This window comes from Microbacterium murale (genome assembly GCF_014635185.1).
GTDB classification, from domain to species: domain Bacteria; phylum Actinomycetota; class Actinomycetes; order Actinomycetales; family Microbacteriaceae; genus Microbacterium; species Microbacterium murale.
On the sequence record NZ_BMCM01000002.1, the window covers coordinates 305568 to 327941 of the forward strand.

At 66.7% G+C, this 22374-nt stretch carries 22 protein-coding genes; 5 read left to right on the top strand and 17 right to left on the bottom strand.

Going from position 1 to position 22374, the window contains the following annotated elements:
• Positions 1 to 42: 42 nt before the first annotated feature.
• The 3 genes from IEV67_RS07905 to IEV67_RS07915 all read right to left on the bottom strand — a co-directional run bounded on the left by IEV67_RS07905 (position 43) and on the right by IEV67_RS07915 (position 2963).
• On the bottom strand, positions 43 to 609 hold the full coding sequence (locus tag IEV67_RS07905) for an FtsB family cell division protein (RefSeq protein ID WP_188436031.1): 567 nt from the start codon (positions 607 to 609) through the stop codon (positions 43 to 45).
• 49 nt (positions 610 to 658) lie between these two features.
• Positions 659 to 1939, bottom strand: coding sequence for a phosphopyruvate hydratase (gene eno / locus IEV67_RS07910; RefSeq protein ID WP_188436032.1), 1281 nt, complete (start codon positions 1937 to 1939; stop codon positions 659 to 661).
• 94 nt (positions 1940 to 2033) lie between these two features.
• Positions 2034 to 2963: a sugar-binding transcriptional regulator gene (locus tag IEV67_RS07915; RefSeq protein WP_188436033.1), complete on the bottom strand. Its 930-nt coding sequence runs from the start codon at positions 2961 to 2963 to the stop codon at positions 2034 to 2036.
• An 86-nt stretch (positions 2964 to 3049) separates the two neighbouring features.
• Here IEV67_RS07915 and IEV67_RS07920 point away from each other — a divergent pair, with 86 nt between their 5' ends.
• Together IEV67_RS07920 and IEV67_RS07925 are read left to right on the top strand one after the other, a co-directional pair.
• Positions 3050 to 3742, top strand: coding sequence for an HAD-IA family hydrolase (locus IEV67_RS07920; protein ID WP_188436034.1), 693 nt, complete (start codon positions 3050 to 3052; stop codon positions 3740 to 3742).
• 4 nt (positions 3743 to 3746) lie between these two features.
• Positions 3747 to 4451, top strand: coding sequence for an MgtC/SapB family protein (locus tag IEV67_RS07925; RefSeq protein WP_188436035.1), 705 nt, complete (start codon positions 3747 to 3749; stop codon positions 4449 to 4451).
• A 54-nt stretch (positions 4452 to 4505) separates the two neighbouring features.
• On the opposite strand, the gene IEV67_RS07930 is transcribed toward IEV67_RS07925, so the two are convergent.
• The 9 genes from IEV67_RS07930 to IEV67_RS07970 all read right to left on the bottom strand — a co-directional run bounded on the left by IEV67_RS07930 (position 4506) and on the right by IEV67_RS07970 (position 12781).
• Positions 4506 to 5255 carry a glycerophosphodiester phosphodiesterase gene (locus IEV67_RS07930; RefSeq protein ID WP_188436036.1) on the bottom strand — a complete coding sequence of 250 codons (750 nt, stop codon included), beginning with the start codon at positions 5253 to 5255 and terminating at the stop codon, positions 4506 to 4508.
• A complete protein-coding gene (locus IEV67_RS07935) occupies positions 5255 to 6643 on the bottom strand; it encodes an ABC transporter substrate-binding protein (protein ID WP_188436037.1) in 1389 nt (462 codons plus the stop codon). Before IEV67_RS07935 ends, IEV67_RS07930 begins: the two co-directional genes overlap by 1 nt.
• 48 nt (positions 6644 to 6691) lie before the next feature.
• Positions 6692 to 7621 (bottom strand): carbohydrate ABC transporter permease, encoded by a 930-nt coding sequence (locus IEV67_RS07940; RefSeq protein ID WP_188436038.1) that lies wholly within the window; start codon positions 7619 to 7621, stop codon positions 6692 to 6694.
• Positions 7621 to 8568: a carbohydrate ABC transporter permease gene (locus IEV67_RS07945; protein ID WP_188436039.1), complete on the bottom strand. Its 948-nt coding sequence runs from the start codon at positions 8566 to 8568 to the stop codon at positions 7621 to 7623. The genes IEV67_RS07940 and IEV67_RS07945 overlap by 1 nt, the downstream gene beginning before the upstream one ends.
• Entirely contained in the window at positions 8568 to 9596 is a 1029-nt protein-coding gene (locus IEV67_RS07950; RefSeq protein WP_188436040.1) for an NAD(P)-dependent alcohol dehydrogenase, read from the bottom strand. The genes IEV67_RS07945 and IEV67_RS07950 overlap by 1 nt, the downstream gene beginning before the upstream one ends.
• Positions 9597 to 9754: 158 nt before the next feature.
• Positions 9755 to 10423: an O-methyltransferase gene (locus IEV67_RS07955; RefSeq protein ID WP_188436041.1), complete on the bottom strand. Its 669-nt coding sequence runs from the start codon at positions 10421 to 10423 to the stop codon at positions 9755 to 9757.
• 59 nt (positions 10424 to 10482) lie between these two features.
• Positions 10483 to 11433 carry a CPBP family intramembrane glutamic endopeptidase gene (locus IEV67_RS07960; protein WP_188436042.1) on the bottom strand — a complete coding sequence of 317 codons (951 nt, stop codon included), beginning with the start codon at positions 11431 to 11433 and terminating at the stop codon, positions 10483 to 10485.
• On the bottom strand, positions 11430 to 12434 hold the full coding sequence (locus IEV67_RS07965) for a DUF1648 domain-containing protein (RefSeq protein WP_188436043.1): 1005 nt from the start codon (positions 12432 to 12434) through the stop codon (positions 11430 to 11432). The genes IEV67_RS07960 and IEV67_RS07965 overlap by 4 nt, the downstream gene beginning before the upstream one ends.
• A complete protein-coding gene (locus IEV67_RS07970; RefSeq protein WP_188436044.1) occupies positions 12431 to 12781 on the bottom strand; it encodes a GntR family transcriptional regulator in 351 nt (116 codons plus the stop codon). Before IEV67_RS07970 ends, IEV67_RS07965 begins: the two co-directional genes overlap by 4 nt.
• A 105-nt stretch (positions 12782 to 12886) precedes the next feature.
• Here IEV67_RS07970 and IEV67_RS07975 point away from each other — a divergent pair, with 105 nt between their 5' ends.
• Positions 12887 to 13360, top strand: a complete 474-nt coding sequence (locus tag IEV67_RS07975; protein WP_188436045.1) for a DUF4442 domain-containing protein — start codon at positions 12887 to 12889, stop codon at positions 13358 to 13360.
• 94 nt (positions 13361 to 13454) lie between these two features.
• On the top strand, positions 13455 to 14624 hold the full coding sequence (locus tag IEV67_RS07980) for an APC family permease (protein ID WP_229702964.1): 1170 nt from the start codon (positions 13455 to 13457) through the stop codon (positions 14622 to 14624).
• A gap of 52 nt (positions 14625 to 14676) precedes the next feature.
• Here the strand turns inward: IEV67_RS07980 and catA are convergent, their stop codons facing one another.
• The 5 genes from catA to nhaA form a co-directional block, all read right to left on the bottom strand.
• The gene (gene catA / locus IEV67_RS07985; RefSeq protein ID WP_188436047.1) at positions 14677 to 15342 is read right to left on the bottom strand and encodes a type A chloramphenicol O-acetyltransferase; all 666 of its coding nucleotides are present in this window, start codon (positions 15340 to 15342) and stop codon (positions 14677 to 14679) included.
• A gap of 68 nt (positions 15343 to 15410) precedes the next feature.
• Positions 15411 to 16229, bottom strand: a complete 819-nt coding sequence (locus IEV67_RS07990; RefSeq protein ID WP_188436048.1) for an SGNH/GDSL hydrolase family protein — start codon at positions 16227 to 16229, stop codon at positions 15411 to 15413.
• Positions 16230 to 16380: 151 nt separating this feature from the next.
• Positions 16381 to 17640 (bottom strand): histidine--tRNA ligase, encoded by a 1260-nt coding sequence (locus IEV67_RS07995; protein WP_229702966.1) that lies wholly within the window; start codon positions 17638 to 17640, stop codon positions 16381 to 16383.
• Between the two features lie 72 nt (positions 17641 to 17712).
• Entirely contained in the window at positions 17713 to 18408 is a 696-nt protein-coding gene (locus IEV67_RS08000; protein WP_188436050.1) for a nucleoside triphosphate pyrophosphohydrolase, read from the bottom strand.
• Positions 18409 to 18432: 24 nt separating this feature from the next.
• The gene (nhaA, locus tag IEV67_RS08005) at positions 18433 to 19599 is read right to left on the bottom strand and encodes a Na+/H+ antiporter NhaA (RefSeq protein ID WP_188436051.1); all 1167 of its coding nucleotides are present in this window, start codon (positions 19597 to 19599) and stop codon (positions 18433 to 18435) included.
• A gap of 162 nt (positions 19600 to 19761) precedes the next feature.
• Between nhaA and IEV67_RS08010 the strand changes: the two genes are divergently transcribed.
• Entirely contained in the window at positions 19762 to 22350 is a 2589-nt protein-coding gene (locus IEV67_RS08010) for a phosphoenolpyruvate carboxylase (RefSeq protein WP_229702969.1), read from the top strand.
• The last annotated feature ends 24 nt before the right edge of the window (positions 22351 to 22374 follow it).

The window sequence follows — 22374 nt, forward strand, 5'->3', positions numbered from 1 at the left end:
CAGCTTAAGGCAGGGGATCCTGGGGAATCGCTCACTGCTGGCCTATCCGCCGGCGCTCGCGTTCTGGGCGAGCCCCGCTCCGGCGATGGTGCGCAGCAGCTGCGGCATCCAGTCGGCGGGCGTCTTCTTCAGCTCATCGCTCACGGGCGTCTGCTCCTGCGGGAGCGATGCGGGGTCGATGTCGTTGTCGACGAGGTAGACGACCTCGCCCGGCTTGACGTAGTAGAGCCGCTCGCGAGCCTGCGTGGTGATGTAGGCCGGGTCTTCCCAGCGCTCCTGCTCCTGCTCGAGCGCCTCGATCTCGTCGGCGCTCACCTGCACCGACGCCTCGAGCGCGGCGATCTTCTGCCGCTGATCGATGAACGTGCCGAGGGTCGGGACCAGGACCCACGCGCCGAGCACGACGAGCGAGAGCATGATGACCATGAAGCCGGACAGGCGGATGCCGGAGGCCCACTCCCGCACGTCTACCTCTCGGGTCGCGGCGCGGGACGAGCGCGGCTTCGCGGCGCCGGACTTCGCCGCACGCGTCTTGGCCGATTCAGCAGTGCGCGACGGCGGTTGCGCACTCGGACGGGATGCGGAAGGGGGAGTCGGACGTCTCGCCATGACTCCCCCTTCCGTGATTCTGTCTCAGTCGCGCTCAGCCCTCAGGCGCTCAGCCCTGCAGACGCGGGAACGCGGAGCGACCCGCGAACATCGCGGCGTCGCCGAGCTCTTCTTCGATGCGCAGAAGCTGATTGTACTTCGCGACACGCTCGCTGCGAGCAGGCGCACCAGCCTTGATCTGACCGGAGTTCGTCGCGACCACGAGGTCAGCGATCGTGGTGTCCTCGGTCTCGCCGGAGCGGTGCGAGAGCATCGCCGTGTATCCCGAGCGCTGCGCGAGGCTGACCGCGTCGAACGTCTCGGTGAGCGTGCCGATCTGGTTGACCTTGACGAGGAGCGAGTTGGCGACTCCGCGCTTGATGCCTTCGGCGAGGCGTGTCGGGTTGGTGACGAACAGGTCGTCGCCGACGAGCTGCACCTTTGCACCGAGTGCATCGGTGAGTGCCTTCCAGCCGTCCCAGTCGTCCTCGGCGAGGCCGTCCTCGATCGTGATGATCGGGAAGTCGTTCACGAGGCCGACGTAGTACTCGGTGAGCGCTGCGGCGTCCCAGTCCTTGTTGTCGAGGCGGTAGACGCCATCCTTGAAGAACTCGGTGGCGGCGGCATCCAGGCCCAGGGCGATGTCGGTGCCTGGAGTGAACCCGGCCTTCTCGATGGCCTTGATCAGGAACTCGAGTCCGTCGCGGTTGCTGGGCAGGTCGGGGGCGAAGCCGCCCTCGTCGCCGAGGCCTGTCGCGAATCCGGCGGCCTTGAGCTCGCCCTTGAGGACGTGGTAGGTCTCGACGCCCCAGCGCAGTGCTTCGCTGTAGGTCTCCGCACCGATCGGCGCGAGGAAGAACTCCTGCATGTCGATGCCGTTGTCGGCGTGCGAGCCACCGTTGATGACGTTGAACAGCGGGACCGGCAGGACGTGCGCGTTCGCGCCGCCGAGGTAGCGGAACAGCGGCAGGTCTGCGCTGTCTGCGGCTGCCTTGGCCACGGCGAGGCTGACGCCGAGGATGGCGTTCGCGCCCGTGCGCTGCTTGTTCTCGGTGCCGTCGGTCTCGTTGAGGATCTCGTCGACGATGCGCTGCTCGCTCGCCTCGACGCCCTCGAGTGCCGGGCCGAGCTCGTCGATGATGGCGTCGACGGCCTTCAGCACGCCCTTGCCGCCGTAGCGGCTCTTGTCGCCGTCACGCAGTTCGTACGCTTCGAATGCGCCGGTGGATGCGCCGGAGGGGACGGCCGCGCGCTGGACGATCCCGTCGTCGAGGAGCACCTCCACCTCGACGGTCGGGTTGCCGCGTGAATCCAGAATCTCGCGTGCGCCTACAGCCTCGATGAGTGCCACGTATGTGCTCCTTGCTCAGGGAAAGGGTGTTGTGGTGGAGCGTCGTCGATCCATGGTCAGTCTAGTGCGCGGCATCCATCGTTCACATGCCCGGTCAGTCCTGAAGTGCGAACTGTGCGGAGCGCACGTCGGTGACGATGACGTCCGCCATTCCGGAGCGCAGCACCGCGCTGACCGCACGTTCTTTGCCCTCGCCACCGCCGATCGCGACCTTCAGACCGATGTCACGCAGCTGCTCCTCCGCAATACCGACGAAGCGATCGCCAAGGCCGGGCACTGTGCGGCCGTCCGCGTCCAGCAGCGACGTGCCGTACTCGGCGATGACGCCTTGTTCCGCGAAGCCGTCCAGCTCACCGGTCTCGATGAGGTGATCCGCGAGAAGCGAAGCGCTGGGCCAGCCGCCGATCGTGAGAAAGGCCTTCGTCACGTGATCGAAGCGTCCGAACGTGTGCTGGATCGTCGGATGCTTCAGGATCACGCGCGCTTCTGGCGCGATCAGAATGGGCGCGTACAGCGGATACGTCGCTCCCCCGGCTGCGCGCCCGACGTTGGAGATCACCTCCATGCCGTCTTCGAGACGTGGCCAGCCGATGCCGGTGAGTTGGACGACGTCGGCGCTGGGGAGCTGAGTGATCGACCTCGATGCCATCACGAGGGTGCGCCCAGGCGTGAATCCGACGACGTCGTCCTCCTCAATGGTCTCGACGATGACTCGAGCGGTGACGGCCGCGATCGCTTCGCGCACCTTCAGTTCGTGGGTGGAGTACGTCGCGACGACGAGCGCCGACTGCAGACCGAATCGCTGCGCGAGTCGTGTGGAGAGCTCCACATCGACCGGCTCGGCGACGGTCGCGCGCACCTCGACGAGCCCGAGCTCTCGGGCCCTGCGCACCATCCGAGCCGTCGCGAACCGGGATCGGCCGATCTCGTCGGCGATGTCGTTCACCGCGCGCCCGTGGGCGAGGTTCTGCAGCGCGACGTAGACGTGGAGTACCTGCTGATCCAGAGGAAGCAATTTGCTCATAGGAGCACCATACGACGACTTATGAGCGTTCCACCATAGCCTGGTGACGTCGTCGACACGTCGGTCACTTCAGGAACGGATGCTGTATGAATCGCCTCGCCAACCTCGCTGCCGCCCTGCAACAGGGAGATGCGGTCGCGATCGACGGCGCCCTGTTCGACATGGACGGCACGATCGTCGATTCAATCCCCGCGGTCGAGAGCGCCTGGCGCATCTGGGCCGGCGAACACGGCATTCCCGTGCCGTCGGCGAGCATGCACGGCAAGACGGCCGGAGCGGTTGTGCGCGCATCCGGACTCGCGATCTCCGATCGGGCGCGCGCAGAGGCCAGACTCGCCGAGATCGAGGCTCGACCAGGGCAGACTCTCCGGTCTCTCCCTGGCGCCCGGTCGTTACTGGACGCACTTCCTGACGGGCGATGGGGCATCGTGACCTCGGCGGCGCGAACCGTGGCGGTCGCCAGGCTCGCGGCGACCGAATTGCCGGCACCCGCATTCCGGGTCACAGGAGGTGACGTCACGCAGAGCAAGCCGGATGCGGAACCGTTCCTCCGCGGCATCGAGCACCTTGCCGATCGCGGTCACGCAGGCGTCGTGGTCGCCTTCGAAGACACCGTGGCAGGAGCCACATCTGCGACCGAGGCCGGATGCCTCGTGATCGGTGTCCTCGGCACCGATACCCGCGAGCAGCTGGCGCGCTGCGCACATGTCGTGATCGACACCCTGGAGTCCGTTCGCGTCGAGAGCAGCGGTGATCGGCTGCTCATCCGACTCATCTGAGGAGATGAGCGTGCTCATCGAACTGTATTCCGAGACCACCCTCACCGAGATCGCGCTGCTGGCCATCGCATTCGTGCTCTCGGCGATCATCGGCGTCGAGCGGCAGCGCAAGCTCAAGAGCGCAGGTCTGCGTACGCACACCCTCGTCGGACTCGGCTCCGCCGTGTTCACTCTCGTGTCTGCCTACGGGTTCAGCAACGTCGTGGGGGCGGAGGTGATCCTCGACCCGTCGCGCATAGCAGCGCAGATCGTGTCGGGCATCGGCTTCCTGGGCGCCGGTGTCATCTTCGTGCGCAGAGGTGCGGTCAGCGGCCTCACGACCGCGGCATCCATCTGGGTCACCGCCGCTATCGGAATGGCATGCGGTGCGGGGATGCCGGTCATCGCTGTGGCCGCGACCGTGCTGCACCTGCTCACCGTCGGGGTGCTCACGTTCGTCGGAAGGCTCATCAGCCCGGAAGTGCCCGACCCCGTACTCACGATCCGCTACCGTCGCGGCAACAACGTCCTGCGGCAGGTGCTGGAGATGTCGGCCAGGCAGGGCTATCACTCGGCCTTGGAGGAAGCCAGCAGCGACGAGGACTCCAAGCTGCGCGAGCTGACGCTTCGCTTCACCGGCGACCTCTCCGAGTTCCCCGCTCTGGTCGGCCAACTCTCGGAGATCGACGGGGTCGAGTCGGTCGTCTCCAACGGAGACGATGACGACTGAACCGGTCACGTAGAAGGCGGGCACCGCATCTCGGTGCCCGCCTTCTCCCGTCGATCAGCTTCTCGCGACGACACCATTTTCCGCGAGGATCTGGTCGCGCCATGCGATGGCCTGTGCGGGATCATCCGAAGTCGCGCCGTCGACGCCGAGATGGAGCGCCTCGCGCGTCTGCTCGAGTGTGCGCAGCGGCCACACGTGCACCTCGACGTCGCGGGCGTGAAGCTGCTCGACCAGCTCCGGAGTGAGTCCGCCGAATCCACTCGCGAACCGTGTCACCTTCGCATGGTCCAGGAGCGCCCAGAGGCCGCCCTCGTATTCCTCTGCCTTGGCGATCTCCGTCACGATGACCTGTCGACCGATGTGCGGCATCTCCTCGGCGGCGTGCCGCACAGCATCCGCATCGAATCCGGTGAGCACGGTGCGCGCCGCATCCTCGGGGCGCTCCGCGAAGAAGCGGGCGAGATACGGGACGACAGCCGGATCCTTGATCTCGAGCTGGATGAACGAGTGCGTCGCGTCGTACATCTCAGCGAGCGTCACCACTCCCCTGCCCGAGTCCAGCATGGCCGCCTGCAGCTGGGCGAGCGTGAGCTCCGCCACCGGCCCGAGGTTGCGTGCCGAGTCGTCAGCCGCCGTGCGGTCCAACGTCGCGTCGTGCAGCAGAAACAACTGCTCGTCCTTGCTGAGGCGCACATCCAGTTCGATCTCGTCGACGCCGATCTCCTCGGCGAGCGCATACGAGGCCAGGCTGTTCTCGGGCAGGTGTGCCATCGCTCCGCGATGACCGACGATCAGCAGACCCATCAGGCACCCACCTTCGCGTCGTACTTGGCACGGACCTTCTCGAGCGCGGGCTCGAGGTTGGCCTGCACCGTCTTGAGGGTCTTCTCGGCGTCGGCGTTACCCGAGTACACGGCTTGAATCGCACCCTTCATCTCCGGCACGGCCTCCGGCACGAATTTACGCACCACGTCCGGTCCCTTCGCGATCTCGAGCTGGTCGATCGCGACCTGGTAGTTGGGATTCTCGCCGGCCTTCGCCTTGACCTTGTCCGACTCCAATGCGGCCTTCGTGGTCGGCATGTATCCCGTGCCGAGAGTCCATTCGATCGCCGCGTCCCCCGAGGAGAGGAACTTCAGCACCTCCCACGCCGCCTTCTTGCGGTCGTCCGAGGCATAGCCGAGGATCGACAGGCCGCCACCGCCGGTGGGAACACCCGTGCCGTCCTCGGTGGGCAGGAAACCGCAGCCGAACTCGAACTCGGCAGAAGCGGCGATCCCGGTCAGCGCCCCCGTCGACTCGGTGATCGAGGCGGTGGCGCCGGCGATGAAGTCACCACCGGGATCGGCCGAGAGGTAACCGGACTTGTCGTCGTGGATGAACGCGCGATCGAACTCCAGTGCGTTGATCGTCCCCTCAGATGTGAACATCATGTCCAGGCCGTCCGAGTAGCCGCCGCCGAAGGCCCAGGACGAGCCCTGGAAGTACCAGTCGTCATTTCCTGTGTAGCCGCGCATGGCGACCTTGGTGCCGTTGCGCGAGTAACCCGCGAGGGCCTTGCCCCACTCGCGATACTCGGAGTACGTCTTCGGAGAGCGATCCGGAAGCCCCACCTCGGCGAAGATGTCACGGTTGAAGTAGAACAGCGGCGTCGAACGGCCGAACGGCACCCACCAGATCTTGTCCTTGAGCGTGCCCTCCTTGAGGAACTGCTCATGGAAGGAGTCCGTGCCGAACGAGTCGTCGAAGTACCCCGAGAGCGGCTCGAGCGCGTCGTTCAGATAGAAGCGATTCCAGACGATGTCGCTCATCACCGAGATATCCGGGACCTGCTTGGCCTGGAGGCTTGCCGCGAGCTTCGATTCGACCTTGTCGTAGCCCTCGAAGATCTGAACCTCGCAGAAGATCTCCTTCTGCGACTCGTTGAAGGCGTCGATGTTCGCCTGCAGGATCTCGGCGTTGTGCGCCGTGAACGGGCTCCACATCACGACTCGCTGGCGGTCCTTGTACTGCTTGGGGGTGTCGCCGCTCGGCTGACCGTAGACGGTGCCTGAGCCGCCCCCGCCGCCGAAGCAGCCAGCGAGCAGCGGCGCGCTGGCGAGCAGCAGGCCGCCGGCGAGCGCCTGGCGGCGAGTGATGTTGAGGGAGGCGAGTCTGCTCTGCGGCGAGGACGGCCGATCGAACAAGTGCATGATTCTCCTTTAGATGATGAGGTGCGGAAGGTGGAGAGGGAGGAGGTCTCAGCGACCGCTGCCGGCGGCGGCGCCGGTGAGACCGGTGACGATGAAGCGCTGCGCGAAGAGGAAGACGATGAGCATCGGCAGCACGACCACGAGGGTGCCCGACATCAGCACGCCCCATGACGTGAGCCCGTCGTTCGCCTTCAGATACATCAGTCCGATGGGGAGTGTGCGCATGTTCACCGAGTTCGTGATGATGAGCGGCCAGACGAAGTTGTTCCACTCGTCGATCACGGCGATCAGCCCGACCGTGGCGACAGCGGGAATCGACATCGGCAGTGCGAACGAGAACAGCTTTCGCAGATGCCCGGCCCCGTCGACCTCGGCTGCCTCGAACACCTCTTTCGGCAGCGACAAAAAATGCTGCCGAAGGAGGAACGTCCCGAACGCGGACGCCACACCCGGCAGGATGAGGCCGGCGTAGGTGTTGATCAGCCCCATGTTCCCGATCGTGATGTAGTTCACCAGCAGCGTCACGTGGCCGGGCACCATCAGCGCGCCCAGCATGACGAGGAACAGCACGTTCTTGCCGGGGAACGGCAGGAACGCGAACGCATATGCCGTGAACACGGCGAGCACGATCTTCGCCGTGGCGCCGATCACCGTGACGATCACCGAGTTCGTGATGAAGGCGTCGAACGGCGCGAGTTCCCATGCGGCGACGAGGTTGTCCCACGTGAACTCGGACGGCAACCACTTCATCGGCCAGGTGTAGATCTCGCCATTTGTCTTGAACGCGGTCGTGACCAGGATGTACAGGGGCAGGACGAACGCCAGGCCGGCAGCGATCAGCAGCAGGTATCCCCACCAGTTCCGCGCGAGACTCGCCTTGCGTCGGTGCCGCTTGCGGTCGCCGGTCGTGACGCCTGTGGTACTCACGCCGTCATCGGTGCCCGGCTCATTCTGAAGCGCAGTCATGATCGCGGCCATCAGTAATGCACCTTCTTCTCGATGAACTTGAACTGCAGCGCGGTGATGACCATGAGGATGACGAACATGACCGTTCCGGCCGCCGCCGAATACCCGACGTTGGAGCGCTGGAATGCCTGGTCGTAGATGAACCAGCTCAGGGTCGTCGTGGCGGACGCTGGGCCGCCGCCCGTCATCACCGCGATGATGTCGAATGCCTGGAACGCGCTGATCGTCTGTGTGATGACCAGGAAGAACGTCGTCGGCGACAGCAGCGGCAACGTGATCCGCGAGAAGGTCTGCCACCGGTTCGCACCATCGATCCGCGCGGCTTCCAGGACTTCGGACGGAAGCCCCTGCATCGCGGCCAGATAGACGATCGCGACGAAGCCGACGCCCTTCCAGATCGACACGATGAGCAGTGCAGCGAGCGCCCAGTTCGCGTCCGTCGTCCACGCCGGGGAATCCAGCCCGAACATGTTGAAGGCGACTCTGGCGAGGCCGTAATTCTGATCGAAGATGAACAACCACACGGCCGCGATGGCAGCACCCGAGATCACGTGCGGCGCGAAGACGATGCCGGTGACCGCTGTCGTGCCGGGCAGCTTCATCGAGAACAACGCGGCCAGGGCGACGCCGAACAGCAGGCTCACACCGACGACGACCACCACCCACACGACGGTGATCCACAGCACGTTCTGGAAGGACTCCGAGGCGAACAGCGCCGTGTAGTTCGAGAAGCCGACGAAGAACGGCTCCGGGGAGATGAAGTCCCAACTGGTGAGGCTCAGGTAGAGGTTCTCGATGATCGGCCAGTACGCGAACACCGCGATGAGGGCGAGATTGGGGAACGCGAACAGCGCGAAGAGGGCGTAACCACGGCGGCGGCGACGACGGAAGGCGGGAGAGCTGCGCTTCGACGACACCTTCGTCTGCGCCTCCGTGGGGGCGATGAGGGTGGAGGACATCAGCGGGTGGGGATACCGTTCGGGTAGACGACCGCTTTCAGCGAGTCGGTCACATCTCCGGCGAGCGTGAGAGCGGATTCGGTGTCGGCGAGTTCGAAACGGTGGGTGACGAGCGACTCCACGTCGACTCGACCGCTCGAGACGAACGCGATCGCGGTCGGCCAGGTGTGCGCATACCGGTTCACCAGCGAGATCGAGATCTCTTTGACGTTGAGTCGTGACAGCGCCAGGCTGACGTCCTGCTTGGGCAGGCCGACCATTGCCGCTCTCCCGCCGTTGCGCAGACGCCAGAGGCCTTGGGCGAGGGCGCCAGGGGCACCTGAGCACTCGAGCAGCACGTCGGCGTCCTCGTGACCGGGCCCCTCGGGAACATCTCCTGCCTTCTCCGTGCGGAAGCCGAGCTTCTCGGCGACGCCGAGGCGGAACTCGGAGATGTCGGAGACGACGACATCGGAAGCGCCCTCCGCACGTGCGACCTGCGCTGCGAGGATGCCGACGGGTCCGGCGCCTGTCACTCGCACCCGGTCTCCGGGGAGGAGCCCCGCACGGCGGCATGCCCACAGGCCGACCGAGAGCGGCTCGCACAGTGCCGCAGCCTCGAACGACATCGAGTCGGGGATCGTGAACAGGTTGCGTGAATCGATCGACAGGTTCTGCACGAGCGCACCGTCGTAGGGCGGAGTCGCGAGGAAGATGAAGTCCGGACACAGGTGATACCGCCCGGCGAGGCACTCCTCGCAGTTGCGACACGGTGTTCCGGGTTCGATGGCGACGCGATCGCCGACCTCGACATTGGTGACTCCGTCGCCGATCTCGACAACAGTGCCGGATGCTTCGTGTCCGAGGATGATCGGCGCCTCGACCTTCCAGTCGCCGATGTAGCCGACGCGGTAGTACGCAGTGTCCGAGCCGCAGATTCCTACTGCTTCGATCCTGACGACCGCCTGGCCGGGGAGCGGATCAGGCAGCGGCACCTCCTGCATTTCGATCGATCCGAGAGCGGGCATGACCGCTGCGAGATTCGCCATCGTTGGTGTCCTTCCGTCAGGCGCCGGAGCGCCCGTTCGTGATCAGAAGTCACGCTAACCGGAGGACGCGTACGTGAAACCACCCCGCTCAAAGGAGCGCGGCGCGATCACATAGGAGCAACAATTCACACGAGATGAAGCGTCAGTACACCCGTCGTTCAGACGACGATGGCAAGTGCGACGCCGTCCCAGCCCTTGATCCCGACGGTCTGCAGAGCCGTGGCGTCGAAGCGGGGATCCTCACCGAGCATCCGGAGAGCATCGCGCGTCCCGATCACTCGCGGGTCCGTGGTGTCGTCGCGGACGATCTCGCCTTCTCGGCCGATGTTGTCGAGCACGATCACCGTTCCAGGGCGGCCGAGCCGCGCGGCCCAGTCGAGGTAGATCGTGTTCGACTCCTTGTCCGCGTCGATGAACACGAGGTCGAAGGGGTCCGACCCCTCAAGCGTCGGCAGCACGTCGGCACCTCGTCCGATGCGGATCGCGACGCGCTCCCCCACGCCGGCGGCATCGATGCTCGCACGGGCGATCGCGGCGTTGGCGGGCTCCGCCTCGATCGTCGTCACAGTGCCGTCCTCGCCGACCGCCCTCGCGAGCCAGATCGTCGAGTAGCCACCCAGCGTGCCGATCTCGAGCACACGTCGTGCACCGCTGATCCGGGCGACCAGGTTGAGCAGCTTGCCGCTGACCGGTGCCACTTCGATGTCGGGCAGACCTGCGGCGCGCTGCGCCGCCAGCGCCGCTTCGAGCGCGGAGTCGTGTCCGACAAGGGTCTCGGCGAGGTACTCGTCTGCGCGGCGCCAGTTCTCGGCGGTCGATTCAGCCATGGCTCCACCCAACTCCTGTGCCGGGGTGGCGTCAATAGACGGGTGCTGACCCGCGAGGGTCATTCACTGCGCTGACGCGGCGCCGACAGCATCCGTCCTGCCGCACCATCCAACTCCGGCTGCTTGCGGAACTGCCCGGTCAGGATCAGCACCACCACGACCAGTGCGCACGTGATCCAGCCTGCCGCGCCGAGCATGCCCGCGAGCGCCGGATCGACGCTCGTGCCTGCCGCGTAGAACCACAGGATCATCCCGCCGGCGGCATTCATCGCCCCGTGCGCGAAGACCGCCGGCCACAACGATGCCGAGCGCAGCCGCAACCAGCCGAGCAGCACTCCCCAGGCGATGCACCCAGCCGTCATCAGCAGCACGCCGGTGATGTCGGTGCGGCCGAAGTTGTAACCGAGCAGGATGACCGGCGAGTGCCACAGACCCCACAGCGCACCGCTGATCAGCAGCGCGGGCCATGTGCCGTACTGCCGCAGCGCCGGTACGAGGAATCCGCGCCAGCCGAGTTCCTCACCGAACGCCAGCGCTGCATTGATCGTCGCGGCGGCAAACGGGATCAGTGCCAGCTGCGAAAGGATCACGACGATTGCAGGCGGCGCGGGCACCCCGGCGGGCAGGCTCGCCTCGAGTTGCTCGGCGAAACCGGAGAACTCGACGAGATCCAATCTCACCCAGCCGAACAGCGCCGCCACGGCGACGGATACCGCGATGACGACGATGGGCGCGAACAATCCGAGCACCGTCATCCACACCACGCGCTTCGCGGGCCGCAACGGCCACATGCCGAGGAACCGGAGCCGGTCTCCTCTGGGCACCGGTCGCAACACGGGCATGACGATGAGCACGGCGAGCGCCGGCGTGAACATCATGACCGGGATGAGGATGCCGGCGAGTGGATTGGCCAACCCGCCGTCGAGCCACAGCGGCAGCGCGACGAGCCAGGCCGATCCGCAGGCGAGCAGGATGAATGCGACGGTGGCTGCGGGGCGGATGCGAATCATGAGTCGGTTCCCTTCATTGCGGAGGACAGAACGGATGCCGCGGTGCGAGCATCATCGATCGTGACGACGAACACGCGCCCCGTGGTGCGAGTGACCTGCAGCGCTTCTCCGGTGCGAAGCACGACGCCCATGCGCCCGTCGACGGCGATGCGCAGACCCCATCCGCCGAACTCGGCCATGGGGTTCACCTGCACGACCTTCACATCGGCGATCTCCGATGCGGCGATATCCCATCGGGGCCAGCCCACGACCGAGCGCACACGCAGGCCGGCGGCATTGACGCGAACGCGGAACACGAGCGTCATGGCGATGAGTGCGATCAACAGCAGTGTGACGATTGCGAGGATCCACGCGGAGCTGTCGCCGAGCACGAACACCCAGACCGTGGTGGCGCACAGAACGAGCACTGAGACGGCGAGACCGATGATCCCTGGTCGCCCCATCGCGGCTGCGCCGAACCAGGCGGCCTTCTCTCCCGGTGCGAGCCTGAGGTGCAGCGACGCCTCGTCAGATACCTGCCCAGCAGATGTCGTCACGTTCGGCTGCACGAACCAGCCGATGAGTCCGATCACCACGAGAGCGCCGAAGCCGAGCGCCAGCACTGTTCCGATGCCCAGTGCGGAGCTGGTCGACTCGCGCTGCATCGCCACGGATCCAACGAACATGACGGAGAGGAGCGCGGCCGTGCCCAAGGAGATCGCGGCGAGCAACCGGCAGGTGACGCCCCAGGAGTTCTTCATGAGCGCCAGGATCGGCAACGTCAGCAGCAGTGGAAGCCCGAGCCCAAGCACGGCCTGAACCCAGACGAACAGCGCGGGACTCGCATAGCCGTTAGGTCCCTCCGGACCCCAATGGGTGACGATCGTCTCTGGCAGGTCAGGCAACCAGGCGACGATGAATGCGACAGCGATCGCCGCCAGGACGACCGGAACCACGAGTCCGACGAGGAGGAACGAGCGACGAGCGCGGCGGATGTCTTGGGTACTGGCGACAGTGTTCATGATTCGATCTCCGTGACGAGGGCGGCAAGAGTGGCAGGCGTGATTCCGAGCGTGGCGGCACGGTGCACGAGCGCTGAGACGTCGCTGGCCAACTCGGCCAGCGGCGCGGCCGACGCCGACACCACCGCTCCCCGACCCCGGCGCAGGTCGATGAGTGCTTCGTCGCGCAGCTGCTGGTACGCGCGCAGCACGGTGTGCAGGTTGATGTCGAGCGCCTCAGCGACCTCGCGCGCGGAGGGCAGCCTGTCTCCTGGGAGGAGGCGCCCGGCGAGGATGTCACCGCGCACAGACGACGCGACCTGCTCGAACAGCGGTCGCGAGCTCTCCGCATCGATCCTGATCAGCACGTCGCACCTCTCCCAGTAATTACTGTAATTCTAGTTCAACTAGAACAGTTGTCGCAACCCTCCACTTCGCTTTGTGGGGCGCGAGGGCTGCGTCACACTGACGTCATGCGCATCACGCCCCGTCGCCTGGCCACCGGCATGAGTCTGTGGGCTCCGAACCTGTTCAGCGGCATACGCATCCGCCGCTTCAGCGAGGACTGGACGCACGCGACCGTCGAACTGCATGTGAACCTCATCACCCGCAACTACGTGAAGACGGCCTTCGGCGGCTCGATGTCGGCCATGACCGACCCGTACTTCTTCATGCTCGTGATGCACCAGCTCGGTCGCGATTACGTCGTGTGGGACACCCGTGGCGAGATCGAATTCGTGAAGCCGGGACGCGGGGTGCTGACGGCGGAGTTCCACGTCTCCCCCGAGAAGGTGGCCGAACTTCGCGAGCGCGCCGAGGGCGGCGCGAAGGTGCTCGAGTGGTTCGAGACCGTGATCACCGACCGCGACGGCGACGTCGTCGCGCGGGTGCGCCGAGAGGTCTACATCCGCGAGAAGAAGCGGGTCACGGCGGCGCGCCAGCCCTGAACCCCGCCCGTTCACCATCGCGTGTCACGATGACCGGGTGGAACTCGCACGTCGTCTGACTCTCACGGATGCCGTCGCCATCGGGCTCGGATCGATGATCGGCGCCGGAGTGTTCTCGGTGTGGGGACCCGCGATCGAGGTCGCGGGGTCAGGGCTGCTGATCGCGCTCGCGATCGCAGCGGTCGTCGCCTTCTGCAACGCCACCTCATCCGCGCAGCTCGCCGCAGTGCATCCCGTCTCCGGCGGCACCTACGCTTATGCCAGGGCCGAGATCGGCCCGTGGTGGGGTTTCATCGCCGGCTGGTGCTTCGTGATCGGCAAGATCGCCAGCTGCGCGGCGATGGCATTGACGTTCGCCGCATACGCCGCGCCGGAGGGCTGGCAAGTGCCGGTCGCGATCGTGGCCGTCGCCGCCCTCGCCACCGTCAACTGCTTCGGTGTCACGCGGACGGCTCTCCTCACCCGCATCCTCGTGATCATCTCGCTGATCGGGCTGACTGTGGTGGTCGCCGGAGGGTTCACGGCATCCGCTTCCGCGACCCCCGCCCCGCTCCCCGATGTCACCGCCTACGGCGTGCTGCAGGGCGCTGGACTCCTGTTCTTCGCGTTCGCCGGTTACGCGCGCATCGCCACGATGGGCGAAGAGGTCGTGGACCCCGCACGAACCATCCCGCGGGCGATCGCACTCGCGCTCACCGGAGCGGTCGTCGTCTATGCGCTCATCGCCGTCGTCGTGATGCTCACCCTCGGGGCGGATGCCGGATCGACCGCGGCACCGCTCGCAGCGGTGGTCGACGCCGCGGGTTGGACCGCGCTCGCCCCGGTCGTGCGCGTGGCCGCGGCCGCGGCATCCCTCGGTGCTCTGCTGGCCCTGATCACCGGGATCGGCCGCACGACGCTCGCGATGGCGAGGGAGTCCGACCTGCCGCGCTTCCTCGCCGCCGTCCACCCGCGGTGGAAGGTGCCTCAGCGAGCGGAGATCGCGATCGCCATCATCGTGATCGTCATCGTGCTCTTCGCAGATCTGCGGAACGCGATCGGATTCTCGTCGTTCGGCGTGCTGCTGTACTACCTGATCGCGAACGCCGCTGCCTTCCGGCAGTCAGGGGCCGCTCGACGCTATCCGCGCGTGCTGCAGGTGGTCGGAGTGCTCGGCTGTCTGGTACTCGTCAACACGCTGCCGATCGTCGCCTCGCTGATCGGCACCGGCGTCGTGCTCGTCGGCGTGGCGTATCGGATGCTGCGGCTGCGACTCGTTCGCTGAACGGTCGCGCCACAACTGCCGTCAGGACGACCGGCAAGCGCTCGGCATCGTCTCAGGTGGTTGTCGAGGTGAGCCACGTCGGGTCGCCAACGAGAGCCGTGAACTCGTCGATCAGGCGCGCGGTGTGGAATCCATCGGCGGCGGCATGATGCATCTGGATGGCCAGCGGCAGGAACGTGCGACCGTCGCGCTCGAAATAACGGCCGAGCGTGAATATCGGCAGCAGGTGGTCCCACCCGCCGTCGATCTGCAGCGAGAAGCCGGTGAACTGCGTCCACGGGAGACTCGACACATCGAAGGTGTTCGGGGGCATATCCCCTTGGGGGAAGAAACTCGTCGCGCTCCGGTGCATCTCCAACAGCGGCGCGGCCGCATCGTGGAACCGTGCGAAATCGCTGTCGAAGGCCGACCAGACGCACGCGAAGGTCTCTCGCTCCGGGTTGAACACGGTGAACGCCGGGTGCAGCACGTCCCAGACGGCCGGCTCCCCATCGTCGGTGATTGTCATGCGGAACTCGGCGTGCCTGTTGACGATCGACGCGAGGGCCCAGACCTGTGCGATGTAGGTCTTCCGCCCGCTGTCGCGCAGCGCGGCCACCATGTCTGTCACGTCGACATCGACCGTGATGGCATACGTGCACGGCACTCGCTTGCGGTAATGCTCGAAATGCTCGCGACGCGGCCATGTGGCGAGGTCGATCGGGTGTGCGACGTTCATCGGTTCATCCCCTGCAGGCGTTGTGCTCCACGATACCGAGCCCGGCGCACCCGGTCGGTGCTCGGCGATCAGATGTCGAGTGCTGTTCTCGGGGGCGCCACGCTCACCCCGCGCGACTCGAGTGCCGTGAGCACCGCAGGCAACAGGGCGTCGGCCGTGGCGCGGTAGCCGGCAGCACTGGGGTGGAATCGGTCGAGGCTGAACATCTCGTCGGGCTGATCATGGAATGTCGGGCCGAGAACCTGTCGCAGGTCGACCGGAACGGCTCCAGTCCGCCAGGCGACCTTGGTCTGTTCCAGGGCGAGTCTGCGCGACATCCGTGACATCAGCGCTCGCAGCGGCTGCGGCACCGGCTGGAGCGTGCCGAGATCGGGACAAGTACCGACGACCACTGCGGTACCGGCATCCCTGAGCCTGATGATCGCCTGTTCCAATCGTTCTGCTGCCGCAGACGGCGGGATCGTGTGGGTCACATCGTTCCCACCGACCACGATCACCGCGACGTCGGCCCGGTAGTCGCCCGGAAGGTCATCGAGCTGTCCGGCGAGCGCAGACGATTCCGAGCCGACGACGGCTGCCGTGCGCAACCGCACCGGGCACTGCATCCGCTTCGCCAGCCCCTTGGCGATACGTCCGCCCAGTGTCTCTTTTCGATGCTCCGCACCGAGACCTGCCGCGAGAGAATCTCCCAACAGCAGCAGCTCGATGGGTCGACCGTCGAGTGAGCGCTTCCACACCCGGTCCGCGACCAGAGACTGTTCGCCGAGAGGCTTTCCGATTCGCCGCCGTGCGATCGCGGCCTGGTGGACGAGGAGCGATCGCCCGCCCAGCACGATCGCGGATGCCACCGCCGTCGCCACGGCGATCGCGGTGCGCACTCCTGCCATGCACACCATCACACCGCGCGGGAATGAACGCGGCGTGAACGCCGGCACACCTGTCAGCTGAAATCACGGATGTCGGCGGAGAATGCGCATTCTCGACCGACGGCCGTGATCCGTACCGACGGATGTGCTGCGGGCGACACGACGGAAACGGTCAGGTGAGCGGCTTGAGCTCCAGCGCGCCGACCTCGGCGCCGGCGGAGACCGTCGCGAAGGCGGTGTATCCGTCGGCGGCCGATCGCTCGAGCAGCGCCTTGAAGTTCTTGACCCTGCGCTCAAGGCGCACGCGCGAACCCGAACGGATCAGCGCGGCCTTGTGCGCGACGAGCTCTGCCACCGGCACGTCGGCGTCATGCACGAGCACGACGGCCTGAGCATCGGCATCCGCTCCGAGATCGACGAGATCGACGAGGCGCTCGAAGCCGAGCGAGAAGCCGACCGCCGGCACCTGCTGGCCGAGGAACCGACCGATCATGCCGTCGTATCGTCCGCCGCCGCCCAGCGAATACGGCACGGATGGATGCGCGAGCTCGAAGATCGTGCCGGTGTAGTAGCCCATGCCGCGCACCAGGAACGGGTCGAAGACGAGCGGGATGTCGCCCTCGATCCCGCGCCCTGCCGCCACTGCCTCGCCGATGCCGACGAGGTGGTCGACGATCTCGTCCGGAGCGTTCCCAGGGAGGGCCTTGCGGATCTGGCGTTCGCCGAACGGATTGAACTCCATGGTCTGCGGGCGACGCAGGAACGTCTCGAACGCGTCGACCGCGGATGCTGTGGCATCCCGCTCGCGGAGCTCTCGGACGATCCCGTCAGGACCGATCTTGTCGAGCTTGTCGATCGTGATCAGCACGCCGGGGCGTTCGTCTGCGGTGAAGCCGAAGGCATCCAGCATCCAGTCGAGCACTCGACGATCGTTGATGCGCACGCTCGCACCGTCGAGGCCGAGAGCGTCCACCGCGTCCAGGGACGCGACCATGAGCTCGGCTTCGGCCCGCGAGGAATCATCTCCCATGATGTCGATGTCGCACTGCACGAACTGGCGGTACCGGCCCTTCTGCGGGCGCTCCGCGCGCCACACCGGACCGATCTGGATCGCACGGAAGACGCCCGGAAGCTGCCCGCGATTGCTCGCGAAGAATCGGGCGAGCGGAACCGTGAGGTCATAGCGCAGACCGAGATCGCTGAGCGCAGCGGCGTCATCAGCGCCCTCGCGGATCGCCTCGGCATCCATTCCCCTGCGCAGCACGTTGTAGGCGAGCTTCTCGTTGTCGCCGCCCATGCCCGAATGCAGACGCGAGTACTCCTCGAGCGCCGGCGTCTCGATCTCGTCGAACCCGTGCGCCAGGTACCGCTCGCGGATCACGGTGAGCACGCGCTCACGGCGGGCCTTGTCGGCGGGGAGGATGTCGCGCATGCCGCGCGGCGCGTTCACAGTAGCCACGCGTCTATCTTTCCAGGTCTGGACGGAACTCTCCCCCGCGAGCGGTCAGCCGGACTCGGCCGTGCGGACGTCGGCCTCGAGCAGGCGCAGACGCTCGCGCAGTGCGCGCTCGGCATCCCAGCCGTTCTCGCGGGCCGTGGCCGTGAGCATCAGCAGCAGGTCGCCGAGCTCCTCCTCGGATTCCGGTGCGGCCCCGACCTCGGCGGCATCGTGAGCGGCGAGCGCGACGTCGTCGCCGGCCCCGACCCGTGCCGCTCTGCCGAGCACCTTCTGCGCGAGCGCGAGCGCCGGCATCCCTCGAGGCACTCCGTCCAGCACGCTCGTACGGGAGCGCTTCTCGGCGGCCTTGGCCGCGTTCCAGTGCACCAGCACCTCTTCGGGCGTGTTCGCCACCTCGCCGGCGAAGACATGCGGATGCCGCCTGACCATCTTCTCGGTCAACGTGCGGGCCACGTCGTCGATGTCGAATGGATCGTCCGGGTCCTGCGCGGCGATCGCCGCGTGGAACAGCACCTGCCACAGCAGATCGCCGAGCTCTTCACGGAGGTCTGACCGTGTGCCGTCTTCGACCGCATCGATGACCTCGTGCGACTCCTCGATCAGGTACGGCACGAGGTCACGATGCGTGATCTGCTGCGACCAGACGCACCTCTCGCGGACTGCGCGCATCGTCTCGGCGGCGGTGCGCAGTGGATCAGTGCGCAGTGGATCGGTGCGCAGTGGATCAGGATGCTCGGTCATGATGCTCCCTCGTCGAATCTGCGATCACGCGACGGTCTTGGTGGCGCGGCGGTACCACGCGGCACGCCACGAGACGACGACGCCCGACAGCACCAGCGCGATGAGCGACCCCACGAGCACACCGAGAATCGCCTGGTCGCGTACGGCGGGGTCGTCTGCGAAAGCGAGGTTCGCCAGCAGCAACGAGACGGTGAAGCCGATACCGCCGAGCGCCCCCGCTGCAAGAAGATCGGTGATCGTCAGAGCCGGCCCCTTGTCTCTCGGTCCGATTCGCATGGCCACCCATCCGAACGCAGTGATGCCGATGATCTTGCCCACCGGCAAGGCGACGGCGATGCCGAAGAACGCCGGCGAGAGCTCGGACGGCGACACCGCGGGAATGATCACGAAGGCAGCGGCGAATGCGAAGATCGGCAGGATCGCCCCATTGACCCAGGGGTCGAGCGCGTGCCGCGTGGGCATCGCAGGAGTCTGCGCCATGGCGAGCCCGAGCATCACTCCGGCGATCGTCGCGTGGATGCCCGACGAGATCATCAGAGCCCAGACCAGCACACCCACGATGACCATCGCCGCGACGACCAGCCGCGAGTGCTTCGTCGGCAGCATGCGAGAAAGCGCGCCGAAGACGACGACGCCGACGACGGCCAGCAGCAGATAGAGCCAGTTCATGTCGTGGGCGAACAGCACCGCGATGAAGATGATGCCGATGATGTCGTCGAGGATCGCCAGTGCGAGCAGGAAGACGCGAACGGCAGGCGGCAGGCCCTTGCCGAACACGGCGAGCACACCGAGCGCGAACGCGATGTCCGTGGCCGTCGGGATCGGCCAGCCCCTGGCCGTCTGGTCTCCACCGGCGATCATCAGGTAGATCAGGATCGGCACGAGCACACCGCCCGCAGCGGCGATCGCCGGCTGCAGCGCCTTGCTCAGCGAGTTCAGCTCACCGCGCGTGAGCTCGAACTGCAACTCCATCGCGACGACGAAGAAGAAGATCGCGAGCAGTCCGTCCGAGATCCAGTGCGCGACCGAGAGGTCGATCGCAGTGCCCGGAACTGCGATATGGAACCCCAGCACGGCATCGATCGGCCCGAATGCGGGCGTGTTCGCGAGCACGAGTCCGAGCGCCGCCGCCAGGAGAAGAAGCACCGCGGGAAACTGCTGCGTGCGTAGAAGATTTCGGGAGTCAGACATCGCTCCCCATGCTATCCGCCGCCCTCAGGTTCATCGGAGGTCACGTGGTCATGTATGACTCCTGCACGGCGATAACCTCGACTGGTGACTCCTGAGCCCACCAACACAGAGGCCATCCGCGTCATCGGTCGATTCGAGGCCGGACGCGGGATCCCAGACGAGATGCGCGGCGATGTCCGCATGCTCGGCGCACTACTCGGTCAGGTGCTGCGCGAGTGCGGCAGCGCCGGACTGTACGACGACGTCGAGCGGCTGCGGCTGGCGACCATCCAGGCGTACGACGAGGAGAGCACCGAGGCCTTCGACCGTGCCACCGAGATCGCTGATTCATTCTCCGTCGAGCGGGCCGACGAAGTCGCGCGCGCGTTCACCTGCTATTTCCACCTGGTGAATCTCGCCGAGGAGCATCAGCGGGTGCGCATCCTGCGTGAGCGCGCCGGACACCCGGGGCGCGAGGATGCTGTGGACACCGTCGCCACCGCGTATGCACAGCTGCGCCGCGAGGTCGGCGACGAGGAGGCCGCGCGCCGCCTGAGGGATCTGCGCTTCCACCCGGTGTTCACCGCTCACCCCACCGAGGCACGCCGTCGCGCCGTCTCCGCCAGCATCCGCCGGCTCTCCGAGCTGCTCACGCAGCACGACACCGCGAGCGAGGGCGGCGCCGAGCAGCACCGCGCGCACCGCCGCATGCTCGAAGAGGTCGACACGCTCTGGCGCACGGCGCCGTTGCGCGCACAGAAGCCGTCGCCCACCGACGAGGTGCGCACGGTCATGTCGGTGTTCGACGAGACGCTCTTCACCACGGTTCCGCACGTCTACCGCCGCATCGACGACGCTCTGCGCGGCGATGACTCCGGCGCGAGCGCTCCCGTCGTCCCCGCCTTCGTACGGATCGGGTCGTGGGTGGGAGGCGACCGCGACGGCAACCCCTTCGTCACGGCATCCATCACCCGCGAAGCGGCGAGCATCGCCTCAGATCACGTACTGCGCGGCCTGGAACGTGCCATCGAGCGCATCGGCCGTGGTCTCACGCTGGATGCGGAGGGCACTCCACCCAGCGCCGCGGTGGTCGCGCTATGGGATTCCTTCGTCGAGACCGACGAGAGCGCCGCAGGCGAGATCGCCGCGCGGTCCCCCGAAGAGCCGCACCGTCGCGTTCTGCTCGCACTCGCCAGCCGTGTCGCGCGGACCCGGTCAGGTGCGGACGGCGCCTACACCGACCCGGAGCAGCTGCTCGCCGACCTGCGCGCCGTGCAGGAGTCATTGGTGGCATCCGGCGCGAACCGGCACGCGTTCGGCGGCGTCCAGCACCTGATCTGGCAGGTCGAGACTTACGGATTCCACCTCACCGAGCTCGAGGTGCGTCAGCACTCGCAGGTGCACCGAGAGGCTCTCGCCGAGCTCGATGGCGGCGCGGAGCTCAGTGAGAAGACGCGCGAGGTTCTCGACGTCTTCCGCGCGGTCGCCGACATCCAGCGCACCTACGGGCCCCGTGCGGCGGGCCGCTATGTCGTCTCGTTCACGCAGTCGGCCGAGGACCTCGCGAACGTGCACCGCCTCGCCCGCCATGCGCTGGGCGACGACGTGCCGGTGCTGGACGTCGTGCCGCTGTTCGAGACCTTCACCGACCTGCAGGCGGCGCCGGGCATCCTCGCGGAGGTCGTCGACTTCCCCGAGTTCCGTTCCCGTATGGCCGCCACCGGCAATCGCCTCGAGGTCATGCTCGGTTACTCCGATTCCTCGAAGGACGTCGGACCCGTCGCCGCGAACCTCGCGCTCTACGAGGCACAGGAGAAGATCGCCCTGTGGGCGAAGGATGCCGGTATCGCGCTGACCCTCTTCCACGGCCGGGGCGGTGCGCTGGGTCGAGGCGGCGGACCGGCGAACTCCGCGATCCTCGCGCAGCCACCGCACTCCGTCGACGGACGATTCAAGCTCACCGAGCAGGGCGAGACGATCTTCGCCCGATACGGCGAACCGGCGATCGCGATGCGCCACATCGATCAGGTCGCCGCAGCCACTCTGCTGGCGTCATCGCCGAGCGTCGAGGAGCGCACGAGCGGTGCGGCCGCGCGCTTCGCAGACGTCGCGCGGGTGATGGATGAGACCTCACGCGCGAAGTTCTTCGCCCTGGTGAAGGCCGACGGCTTCGCACCGTGGTTCGCCACGGTCACGCCTCTCGAAGAGATCGGGCTGCTCGCGCTGGGCTCGCGCCCCGCCCGTCGCGGGCTCTCGGTAGAATCGCTGGAAGACCTCCGTGCGATCCCCTGGGTGTTCGCGTGGACGCAGGCGCGTATCAACCTCGCCGGCTGGTTCGGACTCGGAACGGCCCTCGAGAGCGTCGGGGACGAGGCACTTCTCAAGGACGCGTACCGCGATTGGCCGCTGCTTCGCACCATGATCGACAACGTCGCGATGAGCCTCGCGAAGACCGATGAGCGCATCGCCCGTCGCTATCTCGCGCTCGGCGACCGCGACGATCTCGCTCAACTGGTGCTCGATGAGCTCACGCTGACGAAGGAGTGGGTCATCCGCCTCACCGGTGGCAACGGCCTGCTCGAGAACAAGCCGATCCTGCAGCGCGCGGTGACGCTGCGCAGTCCGTATGTGGATGCGCTGTCGCTGCTGCAACTGCGTGCGCTGCGTGAGCTGCGCTCAGCGGCTCCCGGATCAGGGGCGGACGACGAACAGCGACGTCTGCTGCTGCTCTCGGTCAGCGGCGTGGCCGCCGGCCTGCAGAACACCGGGTGATCGGTCCGTGGCGCGCACCACGGA

Bases quoted from the DNA above. Each gene is read 5' to 3' on its own strand.
- IEV67_RS07935 (WP_188436037.1), bottom strand. From the start codon at position 6,643: ATGCACTTGTTCGATCGGCCGTCCTCGCCGCAGAGCAGACTCGCCTCC.
- IEV67_RS07915 (WP_188436033.1), bottom strand. From the start codon at position 2,963: ATGAGCAAATTGCTTCCTCTGGATCAGCAGGTACTCCACGTCTACGTC.
- nhaA (WP_188436051.1), bottom strand. From the start codon at position 19,599: ATGTCTGACTCCCGAAATCTTCTACGCACGCAGCAGTTTCCCGCGGTG.
- IEV67_RS07995 (WP_229702966.1), bottom strand. From the start codon at position 17,640: ATGCGCGACATCCTCCCCGCCGACAAGGCCCGCCGTGAGCGCGTGCTC.
- IEV67_RS08000 (WP_188436050.1), bottom strand. From the start codon at position 18,408: ATGACCGAGCATCCTGATCCACTGCGCACCGATCCACTGCGCACTGAT.
- IEV67_RS07930 (WP_188436036.1), bottom strand. From the start codon at position 5,255: ATGGGTCTGCTGATCGTCGGTCATCGCGGAGCGATGGCACACCTGCCC.
- IEV67_RS07980 (WP_229702964.1), top strand. From the start codon at position 13,455: ATGATCGGCGCCGGAGTGTTCTCGGTGTGGGGACCCGCGATCGAGGTC.
- IEV67_RS07925 (WP_188436035.1), top strand. From the start codon at position 3,747: ATGAGCGTGCTCATCGAACTGTATTCCGAGACCACCCTCACCGAGATC.
- catA (WP_188436047.1), bottom strand. From the start codon at position 15,342: ATGAACGTCGCACACCCGATCGACCTCGCCACATGGCCGCGTCGCGAG.
- IEV67_RS07975 (WP_188436045.1), top strand. From the start codon at position 12,887: ATGCGCATCACGCCCCGTCGCCTGGCCACCGGCATGAGTCTGTGGGCT.
- IEV67_RS07905 (WP_188436031.1), bottom strand. From the start codon at position 609: ATGGCGAGACGTCCGACTCCCCCTTCCGCATCCCGTCCGAGTGCGCAA.
- IEV67_RS07965 (WP_188436043.1), bottom strand. From the start codon at position 12,434: ATGAACACTGTCGCCAGTACCCAAGACATCCGCCGCGCTCGTCGCTCG.
- IEV67_RS07945 (WP_188436039.1), bottom strand. From the start codon at position 8,568: ATGTCCTCCACCCTCATCGCCCCCACGGAGGCGCAGACGAAGGTGTCG.
- IEV67_RS07955 (WP_188436041.1), bottom strand. From the start codon at position 10,423: ATGGCTGAATCGACCGCCGAGAACTGGCGCCGCGCAGACGAGTACCTC.
- IEV67_RS07960 (WP_188436042.1), bottom strand. From the start codon at position 11,433: ATGATTCGCATCCGCCCCGCAGCCACCGTCGCATTCATCCTGCTCGCC.
- IEV67_RS07920 (WP_188436034.1), top strand. From the start codon at position 3,050: ATGAATCGCCTCGCCAACCTCGCTGCCGCCCTGCAACAGGGAGATGCG.
- IEV67_RS08010 (WP_229702969.1), top strand. From the start codon at position 19,762: ATGCGCGGCGATGTCCGCATGCTCGGCGCACTACTCGGTCAGGTGCTG.
- IEV67_RS07950 (WP_188436040.1), bottom strand. From the start codon at position 9,596: ATGGCGAATCTCGCAGCGGTCATGCCCGCTCTCGGATCGATCGAAATG.
- IEV67_RS07990 (WP_188436048.1), bottom strand. From the start codon at position 16,229: ATGGCAGGAGTGCGCACCGCGATCGCCGTGGCGACGGCGGTGGCATCC.
- IEV67_RS07940 (WP_188436038.1), bottom strand. From the start codon at position 7,621: ATGGCCGCGATCATGACTGCGCTTCAGAATGAGCCGGGCACCGATGAC.